Origin of the sequence: Streptomyces sp. NPDC007971, assembly GCF_042958635.1 — a bacterium.
Taxonomy (GTDB): domain Bacteria; phylum Actinomycetota; class Actinomycetes; order Streptomycetales; family Streptomycetaceae; genus Streptomyces.
Map to the genome: position 1 here is coordinate 663,749 of NZ_JBIBJK010000001.1, position 19,698 is coordinate 683,446.

The following is a 19,698-nucleotide window of genomic DNA, read 5'->3' on the forward strand; positions in this document are numbered from 1 at the left end:
GTGATAATCAGACGTGTACGTGCGAAGCGCAGAGCATCTGTGCGCCGTTCGGCGCAGCCTTCTCACCCGGCCGGGTCACCCGGGTTGCCGGACGGCGCGCTGTCCGGCTTGGACCAGGGCCACCGGGGGCGGCCGCGGCCCAGCACCCCCTCGGGGTCGTACTGGTACTTCCACCCCTGCACCAGGCCCAGCCTCCTGCTGTGCGCCCTCGGCACACGGCGGTAGACGAGCACGGTGGGCGGGCCGCCGGCCGCGTCCGGGACGGGGATGCGATACGTCTTCGGGGGGTGGCCGGTCATGCCCAGCAGCACGGGCAGCACGCGCCCGTCCATGGGGCCGCCCTCGAAGGGGGTGTCCTGACTCTTCACGGCTTCAGTCTCGGCCATCCTCGGCGAGCGTGCCGACGAGGTCCGCCGTCTGCGGGTCGCGGCCGGCGGTCACCGTGAGAACGGCCACGAACTGCTCGACCAGCCAGTCGCGCAGTTCGTCGACGGGCGGCTGCTTGCCCTCGTCCAGCCAGATCAGGGAGGCCGCCTCCACCGCCGTGATCCACATCCGGACGGTCATGCGCAGCCGTGGGCCCGGTTCGCCGACGCCGAGATGGCTGAAGATGTGCTCGGCGGCGGCCCGGCGCACCCCGTCCACGATGGCCGTGGTCCGGGACGTCTCCACCACGCTGCCGCCCTGGAGCAGCGCGCTGAAGCCGGTGTCGTGCTCGTCGACGAAGGTCAGATAGCGGTCGAGGACCCGGGACAGGCGGGACAGCATGGGGCCCTGCCGGGGCTCGTCGAAGCAGTGCTGGAGCGCCTCGCCGGCCGACCTGAGCGCGGCCTCGTACAGCTGCTGCTTGCCGCCCGGGAAGTACCGGTACACCAGCGGGCGCGAGACCCCGGCCGCCTCGGCCACGTCGTCGAGCGAGATGTCCTCCGGGGCGCGGTGCGCGAAGAGGGACAGCGCGGCGGCGAGGAGCTGGCTGCGGCGTTCCTCGACGCTGAGCCGGCGGTAGGCGGGGGTGGGGGCCTGCGGGGTCATGCCCGGCAGCGTAACCGGGCGGACGGGGCGGCGCCGGACGGAGCGGTCCGCACCGGGGCGGACCGGCCCCGGCCCGTGGCCGGAACCTGGCCACCCCCGGGCGGAGCGGACCGCACGGGAGTGAACCGCACCGGGCGGACCACGCCGGGCGGACCGCACCGGGCGGACCGGCTCCGGCCCGTGCCCGGTGCCGGTCCACCCGGTGAGGGGCCCGGTGGGAGCGGGGCCTAGTTCACGGCCTTGAAGCTCATCACGCCGAAGGGGAACCCGTCGGGCACCTTCACGCCCCAGTTCATCGAGAAGACCTGGCCCTTGCAGCCCGTCTTCGAGTACAGGTTCAGCATGTGCCGGGTGTTGTTGTTGATCGACCGCACCGGCACGGAACGGCTGTTGTTGCACTTGCCGAGCTGGGTGTTCACCTTTCCGTACCGGCCCGTGTAGTGCTCCTTGGACCACACGCACGTGTAGTTGGTCTCGCAGGCCCCGCTCGCGGCGTGCGCGGGAGTGGTCATGACGGCCACGCCGACACAGCCGGCCGCCGCCGTCACACCCGCCGAGCGAACGATGCGCTTGAGAAAAGTCACTGGATAATCCCCGTGGTTCAGACGTCATTTGACGATCGCGACCGCGAACAATCGGATGATCATCACGGTCCCGATCGTCAGTCTAGCCATCGGCTACGCGAGCAGCCCGGAGGACCTCCACAGCCGCCTGCCGGCCCCGCGCAGCACCCCGATGTCGTCCAGGAAGTCCGTCAGGCGCTTCGCCCCGCTCTGCATGACCTCCCGGCGGTGTCCGCTGGCCTTCACCTGGGCCACGGCCTCCCGCTTGTCGAGGCCGACGTTGGTGTACACCTCGGGGTTGACGAAGGCCACCGAGAAGATCCGTGCGAACTCGCCGGAGGTGAGCCGGGTGAACTCCTGGGACCACCTCGGCGCCGTCAGCATCTGGCGGCGCAGCTCCTCGCGGGCGTAGCGGACGTGCCGGGCCTCCTCGACCACGTGGATGCGGGTGACCCCGCGGACCAGGGGCTGCACCCGCTCGTCCGGGAAGGTCAGCCGCTGCATCCAGTCCAGCACCTCCTCGCCGAGCAGGGTGGCCGTGAAGGAGCCGGGTGTCGTCGAGATCGTCTTGAACAGGCGGCCGAGGTTCAGATGGGCCCGGCTCACCGGGTACCAGGGGGCGTCGCCCCGTGCGATCAGCCGCGCGAACATCTTCGAGTGCCGGCACTCGTCCTCGATCTCGGTGAGGGCGTACCGCACGTGCGCGCTCGTGGCAGCCTTGTCGTAGATGTGCCGGACGAGCAGCTGCATCAGGATGAGTTCGAACCAGATACCCAGCGAGGCGAGCGCCGCGGACTCGTGCTGCGAGAGCCGGATCTGCTGCTCCTCGCTCATCCGCTTCCACATCGGCGTGCCGTACAGCGAGACCAGCTCCGGCGGCCAGAACCACTTGCCCTCCTCGAAGGGGGCGTCCCAGTCCAGCTCCTTGTCGGGGTCGAAGGAGTGCTTGGCGGAAGAGACGAGCAGCCGTTCGGCCACCTGTTCGCGGTCCTTGAGCAGGCCGAGCGCGTCGCGCAGTCCGTCCAGCGCGTCCGCCTCCGTCAGGGTCGTCATGGCTCCCTCACCTCGTTACCCGGGGGTACATCGTCCGCATCTTATGAGACTGCTTGTCAGCAAGGTCGTCAATCCCTTGCACATGACTTGTTGACTCGGCGTCTACGTGTGAGCCTGCGAGGTATGCCGACCTACGACCTGTACGCCAACGAGCCCGAGGCCTCCCCCTGGCAGGTCCCCGCGACCGGTGCAGCCCGGTTCAGCTGGGAGTACGACGAGGGCAGGGACCGTTTGCTCGCCCTGTACCAGAAGGGCAAGGACAAGCAGTGGGACGGACAGAAGCGCATCGACTGGGACCTGGACGTCGACCCGTACGACCCGCTGGGCACCCCCGACGAGTCGATGGCGCTCTACGGCACCCCGTACTGGCCCAAACTCACCGACAAGGACAAGAGCGACCTGCGGCGGCACTACGCCTCCTGGCAGTTCAGCCAGTTCCTGCACGGCGAGCAGGGCGCGATGATCTGCGCGGCACGCATCGTGGAGTCGGTGCCCGACCTGGACGCCAAGTTCTACTCGGCGACCCAGACGATGGACGAGGCGCGGCACGCCGAGGTCTACGGCCGCTTCCTGCACGAGAAGATCGGGATGCTCTACCCGATCAACGACAACCTCCAGTCCCTCCTCGGTGACACCCTGTGCGACAGCCGCTGGGACATGCCCTACCTCGGCATGCAGGTGCTCATAGAAGGCCTGGCCCTCGCCGCGTTCGGCATGATCCGCGACACCACGACCAAGCCGCTCCCCAAGCAGATCCTCGCCTACGTCATGCAGGACGAGGCCCGGCACGTGGCCTTCGGCCGCATGGCGCTGCGCGACTACTACCAGCAGCTCACCGACGCCGAACTGCGCGAGCGCGAGGAGTTCGTCATCGAGGGCTGCTATCTGATGCGCGACCGGCTGCGCGGCACCGAGGTCCTGGAGAACTTCGGCATACCGAGGGCAGAGGCCGGGAAGCTCAGCGAGAACTCCGAGTTCCTCCAGCTCTTCCGGCGCCTGCTCTTCAGCCGGATCGTGCCCTGCGTCAAGGACATCGGCCTGTGGGGCAAGCGGCTCCAGGAGGCCTACGTCGACATGGGCGTCTTCGAGATGGGCGACTCGAACCTGGACCTGCTGATGGCGCAGGACGAGGAGATCGCCGAGCAGCTCGACGCCGAACGCTTCGCCGCGGAGGAGCGGGAACGGGTGGCGGAGGTGCGGGAGGCGATCGACTCGGGGGCGGCCGAGGCCTGACCGCTGCCGGGCGTGGCCGAGGAGCGACCGCCGCCGGGTGCAGTTCCGGCCTGTCCGTCCCGGTGCAGTAGCGTGCTGGCGTGTCCATGCCTCCGCCGCCGCACCAGCAGCCGTACCCGCACCAGCCCCAGCAGCCGTACCCGCACCAGCCGTACCCGTACGGTCAGCAGCTCCCGCAGGCGCCGGGGCAGTACGGCACTCCGTACCCCCAGCAGCAGCCGTATCCTCCGCAGCCCCCCGGTCCGCAGCAGCAGTACCCCGGGTGGGGTGTGCCGCCCATGGGGCCGCCGCCGAAGAAGCGGCGGGTCGGCCTGGTGCTCGGGATCGTGGGCGGCGTCGTCGCGGTCGGCATCGCGGGGGTCCTGGCGATCGGGGCGCTGTTCGAGAGCGGCTTTCCCACGGCGAAGAACAAGCTCACCCTGCCCAGGACGCTGGCCGACGGCCGTTTCGAGCTTGCCCAGGATCTCTCCGACAGCGCGGGGCAGAAGATCGAGGGGGAGGCCGACGGCGCCTGGGACGCCAGGGACGTCGTCGCTGTGATCGGCCGGTACGGCGTGGCGGACGACGTCTCCGAGGGGCAGTTGGTGATCTCCGGCATGTACGGCCGGTTCAGGAACACCGACGAGGCCCGCGGCAACATGCTGAAGGGCGCCGCCGGTGCGGAAGGTGTGACGGTGGCCGTGACGCGAAGGGACTTCACCCAGGACGGCGCACCCACGATCAGCTGTGAGGTGCTCACCCAGAAGAAGCTCGGCGTGACCATGACCTACCCCCTGTGCGCCTGGAACGACGGCAACACGGGGGCCGCGGTCGCGGTGATGACCCCCAAGACGGCCCATCAGGACCCGTCGGACGTGGACCTCGCCTTCTACGCGAAGTTCACCCGCCAGATCCGCTCCGAGACGATCCGGCCGATCGGCTGACCGCCGTCGCCGTCGCCGTCGTCGTCGCCGTCGTCGCCACCGCCACCGACGACGACTCCTCCTCTCCCTCGGGCTCCCGGGACCGAAGAACCTCCGCGGTCGGCCCGCGCCGGCGCCGGCCCCCTCTCACAACCCGAGAACGGCCCGCATCACCTCCTTCGCGATCGGTGCCGCGTCCCCGCCCCCGCTGATCTCACCCCGGTTCGCCGCCGCGTCCTCGACCACCACCGCCACCGCGACCTTCGGCTCCGGGTCGGCGTCGGCCTGCGCCCAGGAGACGAACCAGGCGTACGGCACACCGGAGTTGCCGAGGCCGTGCTGGGCCGTGCCGGTCTTGCCGCCCACCGTGGCGCCCGGGATGGCCGCGTTGGTGCCGGTGCCCTCGCGGACCACGTCGGTCATCAGCTCCCTGAGCCGCAGGGCCGTCGACGGACGCATCACCTGCCGGTCGGGCCGCACCCCGTCGCCCAGGAGCGTCTCGCCGCCGCGCCGGGTGGTGCGCTCCACCAGGTACGGCGCCCGCAGCCGCCCGCCGTCCGCCACGGCCGCCGCGACCATCGCCATCTGCAGCGGGGTCGCCCGCGTGTTGTACTGCCCGATCGAGGACAGCGCCAGCTGGGCCTTGTCCACCTGCGGGTCGAAGGTGCTGGGGGAGACGGGGAAGGGGATCCGCAGCCGTCTGTCGTTGAAGCCGAACGCCTGGGCGGTGGCCGACATGTTCGCCACCCCGACGTCCACGCCGAGCTTGGCGAACACCGTGTTGCACGACCACGTGAAGGCCTCCCGCACCGAGGCGTCGCGGCAGCCGTCGCCCTCGTTGACCAGCCGGGTGCGGGTGCCGGGCAGCCGGTAGGGGTCGGGGGAGCGGGTGGCGGCGTCCAGGTCCGTGACCACGCCCGCGTCCAGCGCCGCCGCCGCGGTGACCACCTTGAACGTCGACCCCGGCGGATAGGTCTGCAGCACCGCCCGGTTGAGCATCGGCTTCTCCGGGTCGTGGTTGAGCCGCTCCCACGCCGAGGCCGTCGCCTCGCTGTTGCCGGACAGCGCGGCCGGATCGTACGACGGCGTCGACACCAGCGCCAGCACGCGCCCGGTGGCCGGCTCGATCGCGGCGACCGCACCCTTGCGCCCCCTCAGCCCCTGGTACGCCGCCTGCTGCGCGCCCCGGTTCAGGGTGGTGACCACGTTCCCGCCGGGGCTGGGACGCCGCGTCACGTCGTGCCACAGCGGGAAGAGCGACAGCATCGGGTCGCTGCCGGAGAGCACCCCGTCCTCCGCGCTCTCCAGCAGCGAGGTGCCGTACTTCTGCGAGGCGAAGCCGGTGACCGGGGCGTACAGAGGGCCGTCCCGGTAGGTGCGCTCGTAACGCAGCTGCTCTCCGGTGTCCGTGGAGCCGGTGACCGGTGCGCCGCCGACCAGGATGTCGCCGCGCGGCTGCTGGTAACGGGCGATCGCGGGGCGGCGGTTGGCCGGATTTCCGTCGTAGGTGCCGGCTTGGACGACCTGGACGCGGGCGGCGTTGGCGAGCAGGGCGACCAGCAGCAGGGCGCAGAACCCCCAGGCGTGCCGGATGTACCTGGCCATCGGCCGGCCGCTGCCGTACTCGGTCACGGGGCCACCCGCCCGTCGTACTGGCTGCGCGCCGAGTCGCTCACCCGGATCAGCAGGGCCACGATCGCCCAGTTGGTGACGACCGAGGAGCCGCCCTGGGCGAGGAACGGCATCGCCATGCCGGTTAGCGGGATCAGGCCGGTGACCCCGCCCGCGATCACGAACACCTGGAGCGCGACGATCGAGGCGAGGCCGACTGCGAGGAGCCGGCCGAAGGGTTCCCGCAGCGCGAGGCCGGCCCGGTAGCCGCGCTCCACGAGCAGCGCGTACAGCAGGAAGATCGCGGCGAGACCGGCGAGGCCCAGCTCCTCGCCCGCCGTCGCCAGGATGAAGTCCGACTTGGTGGCGAAGCCGATGAGGACGGAGTGGCCGCGGCCCAGCCCGGCGCCGAGGACACCGCCGGCCGCGAAGGCGAACAGGGACTGGGAGAGCTGGTTGGGGCCGAGGCCGGCCTCGATCGTGGCGAAGGGGTGCAGCCAGTCCTGGATCCGGCCGCCCACGTGCGGTTCGAGGCGGCCGACGGCGGTGGCACCGAGCGTGGCGAGCAGCAGGCCGACCGCGATCCAGCCGGTGCGGCCGGTGGCGACGTACAGCAGGACCACGAACAGGCCGAAGAAGAGCAGCGAGGTGCCGAGGTCCCGTTCCAGGATCAGGACGCCTACGCTCAGCAGCCAGATCGCCACGATCGGGCCGAGCACCCGCCCGGTCGGGAACTGCAGGCGCCACAGCCGGCGGCCCGTGTAGGCGAGCGCGTTGCGGTTGGCGGCCAGATAGGCGGCGAAGAACACCGCGAGGAGCACCTTCGCGAACTCGCTGGGCTGGATGGAGAATCCGGCGATCCGGATCCAGATGCGGGCGCCGTTGACCGCCGGGAAGAGGATCGGCAGCAGGAGGAGGACGAGGGCCGCGACCACACAGACGTAGGAGTAGCGCTGGAGCACCCGGTGGTCGCGCAGCATCAGGACGACGACGATGAACAGGCCCACTCCGAGCGTCGACCACACCAGTTGGGCGGGTGCCGCCCGGTCGCCCGGCGTCTCCAGGTCCAGCCGGTAGATCAGTACCAGGCCGAGCCCGTTGAGCAGCACCCCGATGGGCAGCGGCAGCGGGTCGGCGTACGGCGCCCGCAGGCGCACCGCGCCGTGCGCGCACAGGGCGAGCACGCCGAGCCCGGCACCGTACACCGCGGCGCCGGGCGGGACGGTGCCGGTGCGCGCCAGGCCCACGGCACAGTAGCCGTACACGGACAGCAGGACGGCCAGCACGATCAGGGCGAGTTCGATGCCACGGCGCCGGGGGAGACGTACGGCAGGAGCGGCTCCCTGGGTCCCCGCCGCGACGGTTCCGGCCTTGGTCATGTCCGGAACCTACCCAAACAGGGCAGTTCATCTGAGCAGGCGCCCCGGGGGCGTGAAGCGCCCGAAGGGGCGCGGAGACGTGACACACACGGCTCGGCCGCATGCCCACGACGTGCCGCCCGGACTCCTCGCGCTGCGCCGCCCGGGTCCCTCCCGCCGCGCCGCACAGGGCCTTCGCGACCTGGGGCACAGGCTCCTCGCGGTGCGCCGCACGAGCCCCTGGCGGAAAAGCCGCACAGGCTCCTCGCGGTGTGCCGGCTCCTGGCGCGAAACGCCGCACAGGCTCCTCACGGCGTGTTGCACAGGTCCCTCGCGGCGCGGGGCACGGGCCGTTCGCGGCGTGGGGCAGGCGCCGTTCGCGACGTGGGGCACAGGCCGCTCGTGGTGTGCCGCGCGTGGCACGTCCCGTGCGGATCGGCTGGGGCGCCGAGCCCTAGGGGCGCTCCTCGGCCGGGGGCAGGCTCAGGGTCGCCACCGCCCCGCCCTCCACCGCATTGCGGAACACCAGCCGGGCGCCCAGCACCTCCGCCTGCCCCAGCGCGATGGTCAGCCCGAGCCCGTGGCCCTTGGCCCCGCCCTCCGTGCGGAAGCGCTGCGGGCCGTGCGCCACCAGGTACCCCGGATAGCCGTCCCCGTGATCCCGTACGGTCACCACGGGCCCGTTCACCGTCAGCACCACCGGCGCCCGCCCGTGCTTGTGCGCGTTGGCCACCAGATTCCCCAGCACCCGCTCCAGACGCCGCCGGTCGGTCTCCACCCGTGCGTCCCGCACGATCCGCACCTCGGTGTCGGTGCCCGAGGCCCGCACCACCCGCAGGGTCAGCGCGCCCAGCTCCTCGGTGTCCACGTCCAGCTGCTCCCGGCCGGTGTCCAGCCGGGAGATCTCCAGCAGGTCCTCGGTGAGCGTGCGCAGCGCCGCCACCCGGTCCCGCACCAGCTCGGTCGGCCGGCCCGGCGGCAGCAGCTCGGCGGCCGCGTGCAGCCCGGTCAGCGGGGTGCGCAGCTCATGGGCCACGTCCGCGGTGAACCGCTGCTCGCTCAGCAGCTTGCTCTGCAGCGACGAGGCCATGGTGTCCAGCGCGGCCGCCACCACGGCCACCTCGTCCAGGGGGCGGGTCGGGTCCTTCGTCCGGGGATCGTTCACACGGGCGTCCAGATCGCCCGCGCTGATCCGGCGGGCCACCCGCGCGGTGCCGTGCAGCCGGCGCGTCACCCGGGTCACCGCGAACGCGCCGACCAGGACCGTCGCCCCGATCGCCAGCCCCGACGACCACAGGATCGAGTGGTCGAGACCGGCGATCGTGCCGGACTGCTGCGAGTAGTCGACCTCCACCGCGAGCGCCCGTCGGCCCTCGGCCGGGCCCGCCGCCCACATGGTCGGCCGTCCCCGGTGCGAGGAGACCATCGTGCCGCGCCTGCCGGCCACGGCGAGCGCCCGCAGCCGCGCGGGCAGACCCTGCGGATCCACCCCGGCGCCCGGCAGCAGCGCATCACCCGCCTCGTACGCCTCGGTGGCGTCCTGCAGCCGCGACAGCGCCAGACCACGCGCCTGGCCGACGGTCTGGTTGGTCACCGACACATGCACCAGGATGCCGAGCAGCGCGGCCAGCGCGCAGCACATCACCGTGATGAACGTGGCGGCCTTCACCGCGAGTGTCCCGGTCCACCGGGGCACCGTGACCCTCATCGCGTGCTCGCGGAGGGCGTGACGGACGGCGACGGGGACGGCTTGTGGCCGCGCGGGACCTTGCCGGTGCGCAGGAACTCGTCGCGGGAGAACACCATCGCGCGCTGCTGCGGGTCCCAGGTCCAGGTGGTGCGGTACTCGTAGCCGACGATCCCGGCCGGAGAGCGCTCGATCAGCGCCCGGCCCGCCAGCTCCACCCCGAGGATCGCGTCGTTGTCGGCCAGCACCTGGACCAGCTTGTGCCGCTCGACGGTGTAGACCCGCACGGCCGTCTGGTTGGTCGGGTAGAGCCGGAATCCGAGCGTCATGTCGTCCCGGCCGTCCCCGGTCAGGTCCCGGTAGTACGCCTTCAGCAGCGGGCACTGCGCCCGGACCCCGCCCGGACGGCACTCCCTCATCCGGTCCACGGTCGCGTGGTACGCCCCCTTCGAGCCGTAGTCGTCCGGATGCGCGGCGATCTCGGCCTCCACCACGTCCACCGGATCGACCTTGCGGATGTCGTCACCGGGAACCGTGACGCCCTTGACGGTCACCCTGGTCGCCACGTCGTACGGATAGGCCGGGCTGGACGCCGGCCTGAGGTCCGGCCACAGCTTCGCCGGGCTGACCGCGGTCGGGGTCGCCCCGCCCCCCTCCAGGCCGCCCGCGTCCCCGCAGGCCGACGCCGTGGCCCAGAGCAGGGCGACGGTGGCCGCGGCGAGGGCGGTGCGCACGGGGCGACGGGCTGACACTGTGCTCCTGGGCTCCGGGGGACGGTCGTGGCCCCGTACACCTTATTCGTAGGGAAGTCCTTTTTGCGCACCAAGGGGGTGTGCTGGACCAGAGGCTACTCGGCCAGTTCCTCCAGGAACCGGGCGGTGGCCAGCCCCGCGCGCAGGTAGTCCACGAACAGCTCGTTGTGCAGTGCCCACGGGGAGCGCCTGGCCCGGATCAGACGGATCGCCTCCTCGGGGGTGCGGCCCCGCCCGACCAGGGCGTGCGCGACCACCAGCCCCGAACGGTTGTACCCGTGGTAGCAGCGGACCAGGACCGAGCGGCCGCACTCCAGGGCCTCGTCCGCCGCCCGCGCGAGCCGTATCACCCCCGCGAGCTGCGTCCCGTCCAGCGGGCCGTCCGGTATCGGCCAGACGTGATGCTCGGCCCTCGGGCCGGGCCCGTACCCGGGCAGCTGCAGCAGTGTCTGCACCACATCGAACTCGTCCCGCACGAGGGCGAACTCCATGCGGCCCGAACGGCCCCGGAACTTGTGCCCGCCCATCCACAGGCCGGGTTCGATCTCGCTCCACGGGCGGTCCGGAGCCGGTACGTCCTGCTGCTTCTCGTGGGTCCGCAACGCTGCCTCCCCAACTCCCGCTCACCGGGCCACCCTCCAAAGTAACGGGGTTCTTGCCCCATGAGCACCCCTCCTGTTCCCATGGTCGAGGGGTGATGGCGCATGAGCGGACTGCGCGTGGTGCCGACCTGGCGGCACGGCCGTGAGCGGCTGTACGTCTGCGGCCCTGACGGAGGCAATGTCGCCTGGTACGACCGTGAGACGGGCCGGGTCAACCTGATCGGCGAGGATCGCCGGCAGGACGTGCTCGAAGCCCTGAAGCCGTTCCTCACCGGCCCGGTGACCGTGGGGCCGCCGCCGGTGCCCACGCCCGCCGAACTGGCCCGGCTGACCCTGCACCCGGACGACGACCTCGCGCCCAACCGCCCCGGCGAGGCGCTGATCGTCGCCCTGGACCGTGATCCGGGCCCCGCGCACCGGATCCGACCCGACCTGCGCCGACGGGCCCTCGCCGCCGAGCAGACGGTCGGCGAGGCCCTGGACGGACTGGAGGGGGCGGGCTGGCACACCCTGCACTCCGTCCCCCTGCCCGGCGGCGACCGCATCCACCACCTGCTCATCGGCCCCGGCGGCCTCTTCGCCGTCCACGCCCTGTACGCCCGCAAGCGGCGGGTCCTGGTGGCCGACCCGATGGTCACCCTGGGCCGCCGCGAGGCCGAGCCGCTGCTGCGCCGCCTGCGCGCCGATGCCGACCGTGCTACCTACGCCCTGACCGCCGAGGTCCGCCCGGTCCTGGCGCTCGCGGGCCCGGCCGACCTGAGGATCACGGCCCCGCCACGGGGCATCCGCATCCTCCAGGACCCCGACCTGTCGTCCCTGGCCCGACTCGCCGGGGTGCTGAAGCCGGCGGACGCGGAGGCCCTCCACGCCATGGCCAGGGACCGGAACACGTGGGGGAGGGTGTAGGGGCGACGGGGCGAAATCGCCACTTCGTACCTCCCGCGGTCCTGCCTCCGGGACCTCCCGCGGTCCTGCCTCGGGACCTCCCGCGGTCCTGCCTCGGGGCCTCCTGCTGGGCCTGCCTCAGGGTCTCCTGCGGGGGGGCCTGCCTCAGGGTCTGCTGCGGGGCCTGCCTCAGGGTCTGCCGCTGGGCCTCCCGCATGGCCTCGTGCAGGGCCTTGGCGAGGGCCTCGTTCGGGGCCTTCAGGGCAGCGGCACCGCCCGGCCGGGATCCAGCAGCCCGGCCAGCAGATCCCCGTGGTCCTGCAGACGCGGCGCCACGTCGTCGGCCAGAAACTCCAGCTGAGCAGCGTTCCGGCACTCCGCAACCTCCCCCCACCGCACCGGCGCCGACACCAGCGGAAGCCGCCGGGCCCGCAGCGTGTAGGGCGCCGCCGTCGTCTTGCGCCCGGCGTTCTGGCTCCAGTCGACGAACACCTTCCCCGGCCGCAGACTCTTCGTCATCCGGTGCACCACCAGCCGCGGCAGCGCCCGCTCGGCCTCCACGGCAAGCTCCTTCGCGTACTCGCTGGTCCGCTCGGACGAACTCCCCCGCACGGCCGCCAGCAGATGCAGCCCCTTCGACCCGGCCGTCTTCGCGTACGCCTCGATCCCGTCCGCCGCCAGCCGCTCCCGCAGCCACAGGGCGACCTCGCAGCAGTGGACGATCGTCGCGGGCGCCCCGGGGTCGAGGTCGAGGACCAGCCGGTCCGCCTCGTCCGGTGACCGGACCAGCCACTGGTGCGTGTGGAACTCGGTGACCAGGTTCGCCGCCCAGACCAGGGACGCCAGGTCCTGTACGACGACCATGCGGGCGGGCCCCTCGGACCGCGGCACCTCGGCCGTCGCCACCCACTCGGGTGTACCCGGCGGCACGTTCTTGGTGAAGAACACCTGCCCGTCCGGCCCGTCCGGATAGCGCAGGAAGGACACGGCGCGGTCGCGCAGATGAGGCAGCAGCACCTCGGCGGTGGTCGCGTAGTAGTGGAGCAGTTCCCCCTTGGTGAAGCCGGTCTCCGGATACAGCACCTTCTCCAGGTTGCTGAGCGCGACCCGTCGCCCCTCCACCTCTGTGATAGGCGTCATAGGATGACAATTCCAGACATTCGCCTACCTGGCACCAGAAACCGAAAGGAAGGCCGCTGCACGTGCGATCCATATGGAACGGCGCCATCTCCTTCGGTCTCGTCAGCATTCCGATCAAGCTGGTGAACGCCACCGAGAGCCACTCGATCTCCTTCCGCCAGATCCACGCCGAGGACAACGGCCGCATCCGCTACCGCAAGGTGTGCGAACTGGAGGACCGCGAGGTCAGCCAGGGGGAGATCGGCAAGGGGTACGAGGACGCGGACGGCACGATCATCCCGATCACCGACGAGGACCTCTCCCACCTCCCGATCCCCACCACCCGCACGATCGAGATCGTCGCCTTCGTGCCGGCCGACCGGATCGACCCGCTCCAGATGGACGCGGCCTACTACCTCGCCGCCAGCGGAGCCCCCGCCGCGAAGCCGTACACCCTTCTGCGCGAGGCCCTCAAGCGGAGCCACAAGGTCGCCATCGCCAAGTACGCGCTGCGCGGCCGGGAACGCCTGGGCATGCTGCGCGTGGTCGGCGACGCGATCGCCATGCACGGCCTGCTGTGGCCGGACGAGGTCCGCGCCCCCGAGGGCGTCGCACCGGACGTGGACGTCACCGTCCGCGACAAGGAGCTGGACCTCGCGGACGCCCTGATGGACACCCTCGGCGAGGTCGACCTGGACGACCTGCACGACGAGTACCGGGAGGCGCTGGAGGAGGTCATCGCCGCGAAGGCGGCCGGTGAGGTGCCGCCCGAGGCCCCCGAGGCCGCCGCCGGCGGCAAGGTGCTCGATCTGATGGCGGCCCTGGAGAACAGCGTGCGCGCGGCTCGCGAGTCCCGTGGCGCGGAACCGGCCGAGGAGGCCGAGGTCAGACACCTGGCCCGGGGCCGTACGACCCCCAAGGAGACGGGCGGCAAGAAGTCGACGTCCGCGGCGGCGAAGAAGGCCGCCGAGAAGAAGACCGCGGCCCCGAAGAAGTCCACGGCCGCCGAGCAGCCCGCACAGAGGACCACGGCGAAGACAACCGCGAAGACAACCGCGAAGACGACGGCGACAGCCAGGACGACCGGCAGGACCACGGCCAAGTCGACGGAGAGGACGCCGGCGGCGGCGAAGAAGACCGGGGCGAAGAAGGCGACGGCGAAGGGGACGGCGAAGAAGGCGGCCGCACGCAAACGCACGGCGTGACACCCGCCCCGGGACCGACGGCACCGGGCGGCCGGCCCCGCGAGAGCCGTCCGAGGAGGAGGGGCGCGGAAAGAGCGCAGGAGAGCGCAGGGGGGCGCGGGAGGAGCGTGGGAGGGGCGCGGGGGAGAGAACAGGAGAACGATAGGGGGAGGGCAGGAGGACGCAGGGGGGCGCAGAGGGACGCGGGGAGGGGCGAGCGGGGGCGGGCCGGACCCGGGGCAGACGGACAGACCGGAATTCCCGCCCTTGAAATGAGGTGACTCGGGCACGATGAGGGGGTGACATACGTGGTGACCGTGGCCATGGCCCTCCCCAAGGGAGCTCCGGAACTCGACGTGCTGCAGCGGGAGGGCGTGATCTTCCTGCTGCGCAAGGGCTTCGACTCGCTGGAGGCGATCGAGGGGCCCGACGGGATGGAGATCGCGTTGATGGACGACGTCATCGCCGCCCATCCCGGAGGAGTCCTGCTGAAACTCTTCGTGGACGCACCGGCACTGGAGTTCGCGGAGGGTGCCGCCCGCGAGGTCGCGGCAGAACTCCTGGAACGCACCGAACCGCTCGCCGACTGGCAGATCACCCGGTGCGCGGTGGAACTGAACTGCGAACTGCTCCAGGAGAGCCTGGCCGCGGCCGACGGCCCCGACGCCCCGCCGGACGACCCGGCGGAACGCGCCCGGCGCCATGCGGCCGCGGCTCCCGTGACACCGGGAGGCCCGGACCGGGCCGAGGCGGAGGCCATGCGCGCCACCCTCCGCGCGCTGGCCCCGAGCCTGAAGGCCTTCTCCCTGGACGCCTTCGGCCACTCCTCCGCTCCCGAGGAGCGGACCGTCGGCCGGGAGGCGGCGGAGGTCGCGGCCGGCGCCGTCGTGTACGCCATCGACCTCCTGATCGACGAACTCTTCACGGACCTGGCGGCCCTGGAGGAGGAGGGCCCGACGGTCGCGGACAGCGACACCGCCTTCATGATCCTGGACGACCTGCCCTCGCAGTTCGCCGACGAGTACACGGTCCTGTTCGTGCGCCGCCTGGTCGTCACGGCGGTGTTCCTGACGGGCCGCCTCACCCAGCCGCAGTTCGGCCAGGTGAACTGCGTGGCCGAGGAACTCCTGCTGGGCCTCCTGCTGACCCAGGCCGAGGTGACCGCCGACATGTACGGCCTCCTCACCGAGGAGATCGCCATCGCCCTGGAGACCTTCGCGGACGGCGTGCGCGAGAACGCGGCGGTCGACCACCTGGACGTCCTGCCCAGCCAGTCCGGCGACTGGTTCACGCCGTTCGACGGCGAGCGGTCCGTCCATCCGTACGCCGCGAACGACGAGGAGGAGACGCTCCAGGGGCTGCCGGACTAGCCGACCCCGCGCACGAGAGGACCCCGGTCCCGGCAAGTTCGCCGAAGCCGGGGTCCCTCCGTTGGCCCCCTGTCCCTGTCCCTGCCGCAGCCGCAGCCGCAGCCGTCTGGCGCAACTGGCGGCCCCGGTCCTGGCCGCAGCCGTCAGCCCCCCGTCGTCGGCCCCCCGTCGGCAGCCGCAGCCGGTACCTCGACGTGCCCGGGTGTTGCCGACGGTGCGAGCCGCCCCTGCACGCGGTCCCTCAGCCGAGGACCCGCAGAGGAGCGCCGTCGAGGTACGCCCGGATGTCCTCCACGGCCTGGCCGTAGTAGCGCTCGTAGTTGGCGCGGGACACATAGCCCAGGTGCGGGGTGGCGAGCAGGCGGGGCGCGGTGCGCATCGGGTGGCCGGCGGGCAGCGGCTCGACGTCGTAGACGTCGATGCCGGCGCCGGCGATACGGCCCTCGTGCAGCGCGGCGAGCAGCGCGTCCTGGTCGACGATCGCGGCCCGCGAGGTGTTGACCAGGTACGCGGTCGGCTTGAGCAGGGCGAGCTCGGCGGCTCCGAGCAGTCCCCGGGTGCGGTCGCCCAGCGCGAGGTGCACCGACACGAAGTCGCTGCTCGTGAGCAACTCCTCCTTGGACAGGGCGAGTCGTACGCCGACCTCGTCGGCGCGTTTCTCGGTGAGGTGCCGGCTCCAGGCGGTGACCTGCATGCCGAAGGCGAGCCCGACGCGGGCCACCTGGCTGCCGATCCTGCCCAGGCCGAGCAGCCCGAGCGTGCGGCCGTGCAGGTCGGCGCCGACGGTGGACTGCCAGGGGCCGCCCTCGCGCAGGGCGTTGTTCTCCTGGACGATGCCCCGGGCGAGGCCGAGGATCAGGGCCCAGGTGAGTTCGACCGGCGGGGTGGAGGAGCTCTCGGTCCCGCACACGGTGACACCGCCGGCCCTCGCCGCCGCGTAGTCGATCACCGAGTTGCGCATGCCGGAGGCGATCAGCAGCTTCAGGCGGGGCAGCCGGTTCAGCACGGACGCCGGGAAGGGCACGCGTTCCCGCAGGGTGACCACGCAGTCGAAACCGGCGAGGGCGGCGGTGAGCTCGTCCTCGGAGGCGAAGTGCTCGGTGAACGGGACGAGTTCCACCCGGTCGCCCAGCGTCGACCAGTCGGCGGAGGCGGCCGCCACGTTCTGGAAGTCGTCGAGTACGGCGCAGCGGAATGGCATGTCGTTCCTCCCGGGGGATCTCGCTGTCGGGGCACGCGGGCCACCCCGTCCGAGGCCGCCCGGCAGGATGATCCTCGCCGAGGGACTCTTCCCCCGGTTCCCCGGGGCACGTCCCGAGCGCTCACACCACGATGCGGGGCTGCCCGCTCATGGCGCCGAGGCCGCCGTCGACCGGGATCTGGGCGCCGGTCACATAGCGTGCGTCGGGACCGGCGAGGAAGGCGACGACCCCGGCGACCTCCTCGGGCTCGGCGACGCGGCCGAAGGGGATGCGCTCCGCGAAGGCCCGCACGAGGGGTGCCTCCGGGGTGGCGCCGGCGGTGATGCCGGTGTTCAGCGTGAACCCGGGGTGGACGGCGTTGACGCGGACCTCGGGGGAGTGATCCAGCGCCATGGCGCGCGTGAGGTTGACCAGCGCGCCTTTGGCCGTGTTGTAGGCGACCATGCCGTGGTCGCCGCCCAGCCCTGCCGTCGATCCGACGTTGACGATGCAGCCGCCCGTGGCACGCAGATGCCGGATCGACGCCCGGCTGGTGTGATAGACGGCGTCGAGGTCGATCGCCATCACCGCGCGCCATTCCTCGGGGGTGACGGTCTCGACGGTGCCGAGCGAGGGCACTCCCGCGTTGTTGACCAGGACATCGAGGCGTCCCAGATCGGCCACGACGGAGGCGATCAGCGCATCGACCTCGTCCGGCACGGTGAGGTCGGCCGTGCGCGCGAGGAAGGTCCCTCCGTCAGGAGCCGTCGCGGCGGTCCTGTCGAGCTTCTCCCGCGTCCGCCCGACGAGCACGACGGCAGCGCCTTCGGCGGCGAACCGGTGCGCGACCGCGGCGCCGATGCCCGATCCGGCTCCGGTGACCACGACCACTCGCTCGGTACCCTCACTCATCACGTCGGTCCTCTCCTGGGCCTGGGCTGCCGCACCTGTCCGTCCGGCTCCGTCCACGCTAGGAAGAGCGGCACCGCATACGCTTGGACCGCAGTGCCATCCCCGTGGAACATCAGCGCCACAGCGGAAGCGAGAGGGCCGTGACGGTGACGAACAGGCCGAGGCCCAGTGCCGTGTTCGCCGTGGACGTGACCGCCGTGACCGCATCGGGCACCCCGAAGCACGGCTTCGACGTCTTCCGGCGCGGCTGGGAGGCGCAGACGGGCGAGGCGTATCCGGCGCCCCGGTTCACACCGGGCCGCCGAGGCGACTTCCGGATCAGCGCCCGAGCGGTCAAGGCGCACGACTCGGTCATCGCCGACGTCCGCAGCGAGTCGATGATCGGCACCAACGGCGGGTTCGGCGCCGGTGCCGACAGCGCCGGCGTCGGGGGCGCCGACAGGGGTGCCTCCCCGCCTCGCGACGATCAGGTGCTGATGCACGTGGTCCGGGAGAACGCCTGGCGCTTCTCCCGGCGGCGCGACGGCGAACTCATCGTCCCGGCCGGGAACTTCATGGTGCAGCGCACCGGTCCGCCGACGTTCGAGGTGGCGCGGCACACGGCGGCGAGCGTACTGATCGTGCCCGCGTCCGACCTCGGACCGCTGATCCGGGACCGGCTGATCGCGGGGCCCGCGGCCTCGGCGGAGATGCGGCTGCTGCTGGCCCATGTGAACCTGGTCCACGAATCCGTCCAGGACCTCACCCCGGCCGGCGTGCAGGCCGCCCACAACGCGCTGATCGAGCTGCTCAAGGGGGTGTTGAGACAGCGGGCCGACGGTACCGAGCCGCAGCTGGCCCACGCGCTGGCCCGGTCGGCGCAGGACCTCGTGGACAGCCGGCTCGCCGATCCGGATCTCTCCCCGCAGATGCTCGCCCGCGAACTCGGCGTCTCCGTACGGACGCTGCACCGGGCGTTCGCGGCCACCGAGGAGACCGTCGGCGGCTGCATCCGCCGCCGCAGGCTCGAACGGGCCCGGCGCGAACTCCTCGCCGCCACAGGCAGGCCGAGCATCTCGGATCTCGCCGCCCACTGGCAGTTCGCCGACAGCAGTCACTTCATCCGTGCCTTCAAGCGCCAGTACGGCCGGACGCCTGCCGAGTTCGCACGCGGATCCGGCGACACGAAGCCGAGCACACCGTAGGGGTGCTGATCAGGCCGTGGGGGAGCCGTCCACATCGTAGAGGCGTAGAGGCGCTGGGTATCCCAGCGGCGGCCTGTGGCCTGCGGCCTGCGGATGGACGTAGCCCGCACTGGGGTGCTCAGTGGCGGTATGCGGCCGTCGCGATCCGCACGAACGACCCGATCAACGGGTTTGCGTCGCCCTCGTTCGCCGCCACCACCACGCGACTCGGCGCCATGTCGGCGAGCGGGACCACGGTCAGCTCCTCGGGCAGGTCGTGCCCGAGCGGGGTCATGCCGACCGTGCCGTTCCAGAGCACGGCCTGCACGCATTCCTGGACACCGCGCACCACCGGACCTTCGCGGGGCTCGCCGCCGTTCCAGTACGACTGCCAGAGCGGGTCGGTGCCCTCCGGGAACCGGAACCAGCGCCGGCCGGCCAGGTCCGCCAGTTCCAGCCGGCCGCGGCGGGCCAGCGGGTCGTCGGCGCGGAGCACCGCGCCCACCGGGTCGGCGCGCAGCTCGTGCACCGTCAGACCGGTCTCGTCGAACGGCGCGCGGGTCAGGGCGATGTCGACCAGCCCGGCGCGCAGCCCGCAGGCCGGATCGGTCAGGTCGGTCTCGCGGATGCGGACCTCGATGCCCGGGTGGTGCCGGCGGTACGCGGCGGCCAGCTTGGTGGCACCCCGGTCGGTGCTGTCGCCCAGCATGCCGACGGTGAGGGTCGCGGCGCCGCCCGCCGCGGCCACGCGCACGCGCACCTGGTCGACCCGGCCGAGCAGGGTGCGCGCCTCGTCCAGCAGCGTCGCCCCGGCGGGGGTGAGGGTGACGCCGGCGGCGGAGCGGTGCAACAGAGGGGTGCCGAGGTCGGTCTCCAGCTGCTTGATCGCCCGGCTCAGCGGAGGCTGGCTCATGTGCAGCCGGGCGGCGGCCCGGCCGAAGTGGAGTTCCTCGGCGACCGCCACGAAATAGCGCAACGTCCGTAGCTCCATGACCGGCGACGATACCCGCACGGTATCGACACCGCCCGGCCGTCCGCCGAGGGCCGGGCCGCGGTCGGATCGAGGGGGCCGGGGCTCCCGGCACTGCAGC

19 protein-coding genes are annotated in these 19,698 nt (G+C 72.2%); 6 read left to right on the plus strand and 13 right to left on the minus strand.

Features of this window, described 5'->3' with window-relative positions:
• Positions 1-62: 62 nt before the first annotated feature.
• From ACFZCP_RS03010 to ACFZCP_RS03025, 4 genes are all read right to left on the minus strand, one after another.
• Positions 63-386, minus strand: a complete 324-nt coding sequence (locus ACFZCP_RS03010; RefSeq protein WP_391423461.1) for a hypothetical protein — start codon at positions 384-386, stop codon at positions 63-65.
• Positions 373-1,032, minus strand: a complete 660-nt coding sequence (locus ACFZCP_RS03015) for a TetR/AcrR family transcriptional regulator (RefSeq protein ID WP_362692163.1) — start codon at positions 1,030-1,032, stop codon at positions 373-375. The genes ACFZCP_RS03010 and ACFZCP_RS03015 overlap by 14 nt, the downstream gene beginning before the upstream one ends.
• Before the next feature lie 227 nt (positions 1,033-1,259).
• On the minus strand, positions 1,260-1,616 hold the full coding sequence (locus tag ACFZCP_RS03020) for a peptidase inhibitor family I36 protein (protein WP_362692165.1): 357 nt from the start codon (positions 1,614-1,616) through the stop codon (positions 1,260-1,262).
• A gap of 93 nt (positions 1,617-1,709) precedes the next feature.
• Positions 1,710-2,648: a diiron oxygenase gene (locus tag ACFZCP_RS03025; protein WP_362692168.1), complete on the minus strand. Its 939-nt coding sequence runs from the start codon at positions 2,646-2,648 to the stop codon at positions 1,710-1,712.
• A 123-nt stretch (positions 2,649-2,771) separates the two neighbouring features.
• On the opposite strand from ACFZCP_RS03025, the gene ACFZCP_RS03030 reads away from it, so the two are divergent.
• Both ACFZCP_RS03030 and ACFZCP_RS03035 read left to right on the plus strand, forming a co-directional pair.
• Positions 2,772-3,881 (plus strand): diiron oxygenase, encoded by a 1,110-nt coding sequence (locus tag ACFZCP_RS03030; protein ID WP_391423464.1) that lies wholly within the window; start codon positions 2,772-2,774, stop codon positions 3,879-3,881.
• Between the two features lie 86 nt (positions 3,882-3,967).
• A complete protein-coding gene (locus ACFZCP_RS03035) occupies positions 3,968-4,804 on the plus strand; it encodes a hypothetical protein (RefSeq protein ID WP_391423705.1) in 837 nt (278 codons plus the stop codon).
• 126 nt (positions 4,805-4,930) lie between these two features.
• Here the strand turns inward: ACFZCP_RS03035 and ACFZCP_RS03040 are convergent, their stop codons facing one another.
• From ACFZCP_RS03040 to ACFZCP_RS03060, 5 genes are all read right to left on the minus strand, one after another.
• Positions 4,931-6,388 carry a penicillin-binding transpeptidase domain-containing protein gene (locus ACFZCP_RS03040; RefSeq protein ID WP_391423707.1) on the minus strand — a complete coding sequence of 486 codons (1,458 nt, stop codon included), beginning with the start codon at positions 6,386-6,388 and terminating at the stop codon, positions 4,931-4,933.
• A gap of 23 nt (positions 6,389-6,411) precedes the next feature.
• Positions 6,412-7,773 carry an FtsW/RodA/SpoVE family cell cycle protein gene (locus ACFZCP_RS03045; RefSeq protein ID WP_391423466.1) on the minus strand — a complete coding sequence of 454 codons (1,362 nt, stop codon included), beginning with the start codon at positions 7,771-7,773 and terminating at the stop codon, positions 6,412-6,414.
• Positions 7,774-8,206: 433 nt separating this feature from the next.
• Positions 8,207-9,460, minus strand: coding sequence for an ATP-binding protein (locus ACFZCP_RS03050; RefSeq protein WP_391423467.1), 1,254 nt, complete (start codon positions 9,458-9,460; stop codon positions 8,207-8,209).
• The gene (locus ACFZCP_RS03055; protein WP_391423469.1) at positions 9,457-10,191 is read right to left on the minus strand and encodes a hypothetical protein; all 735 of its coding nucleotides are present in this window, start codon (positions 10,189-10,191) and stop codon (positions 9,457-9,459) included. Before ACFZCP_RS03055 ends, ACFZCP_RS03050 begins: the two co-directional genes overlap by 4 nt.
• Positions 10,192-10,286: 95 nt before the next feature.
• On the minus strand, positions 10,287-10,793 hold the full coding sequence (locus ACFZCP_RS03060; RefSeq protein ID WP_391423471.1) for a protein phosphatase: 507 nt from the start codon (positions 10,791-10,793) through the stop codon (positions 10,287-10,289).
• Between the two features lie 102 nt (positions 10,794-10,895).
• On the opposite strand from ACFZCP_RS03060, the gene ACFZCP_RS03065 reads away from it, so the two are divergent.
• Positions 10,896-11,699 carry an NERD domain-containing protein gene (locus tag ACFZCP_RS03065; RefSeq protein ID WP_391423473.1) on the plus strand — a complete coding sequence of 268 codons (804 nt, stop codon included), beginning with the start codon at positions 10,896-10,898 and terminating at the stop codon, positions 11,697-11,699.
• A 237-nt stretch (positions 11,700-11,936) separates the two neighbouring features.
• On the opposite strand, the gene ligD is transcribed toward ACFZCP_RS03065, so the two are convergent.
• Complete coding sequence (ligD, locus tag ACFZCP_RS03070; RefSeq protein ID WP_391423475.1) at positions 11,937-12,818, minus strand: non-homologous end-joining DNA ligase; 882 nt, start codon at positions 12,816-12,818, stop codon at positions 11,937-11,939.
• A 62-nt stretch (positions 12,819-12,880) separates the two neighbouring features.
• Between ligD and ACFZCP_RS03075 the strand changes: the two genes are divergently transcribed.
• Positions 12,881-14,002 carry a Ku protein gene (locus ACFZCP_RS03075; RefSeq protein ID WP_391423477.1) on the plus strand — a complete coding sequence of 374 codons (1,122 nt, stop codon included), beginning with the start codon at positions 12,881-12,883 and terminating at the stop codon, positions 14,000-14,002.
• A 278-nt stretch (positions 14,003-14,280) separates the two neighbouring features.
• Positions 14,281-15,351 (plus strand): hypothetical protein, encoded by a 1,071-nt coding sequence (locus tag ACFZCP_RS03080; protein ID WP_391423478.1) that lies wholly within the window; start codon positions 14,281-14,283, stop codon positions 15,349-15,351.
• Between the two features lie 241 nt (positions 15,352-15,592).
• Here the strand turns inward: ACFZCP_RS03080 and ACFZCP_RS03085 are convergent, their stop codons facing one another.
• Together ACFZCP_RS03085 and ACFZCP_RS03090 are read right to left on the minus strand one after the other, a co-directional pair.
• Entirely contained in the window at positions 15,593-16,552 is a 960-nt protein-coding gene (locus ACFZCP_RS03085) for an NAD(P)-dependent oxidoreductase (RefSeq protein WP_391423480.1), read from the minus strand.
• A gap of 121 nt (positions 16,553-16,673) precedes the next feature.
• On the minus strand, positions 16,674-17,444 hold the full coding sequence (locus ACFZCP_RS03090; RefSeq protein WP_391423482.1) for a glucose 1-dehydrogenase: 771 nt from the start codon (positions 17,442-17,444) through the stop codon (positions 16,674-16,676).
• Between the two features lie 182 nt (positions 17,445-17,626).
• Here ACFZCP_RS03090 and ACFZCP_RS03095 point away from each other — a divergent pair, with 182 nt between their 5' ends.
• Entirely contained in the window at positions 17,627-18,628 is a 1,002-nt protein-coding gene (locus tag ACFZCP_RS03095; protein ID WP_391423484.1) for a helix-turn-helix domain-containing protein, read from the plus strand.
• Positions 18,629-18,746: 118 nt separating this feature from the next.
• On the opposite strand, the gene ACFZCP_RS03100 is transcribed toward ACFZCP_RS03095, so the two are convergent.
• On the minus strand, positions 18,747-19,598 hold the full coding sequence (locus ACFZCP_RS03100) for a LysR substrate-binding domain-containing protein (RefSeq protein WP_391423486.1): 852 nt from the start codon (positions 19,596-19,598) through the stop codon (positions 18,747-18,749).
• Positions 19,599-19,698 lie beyond the last annotated feature (100 nt).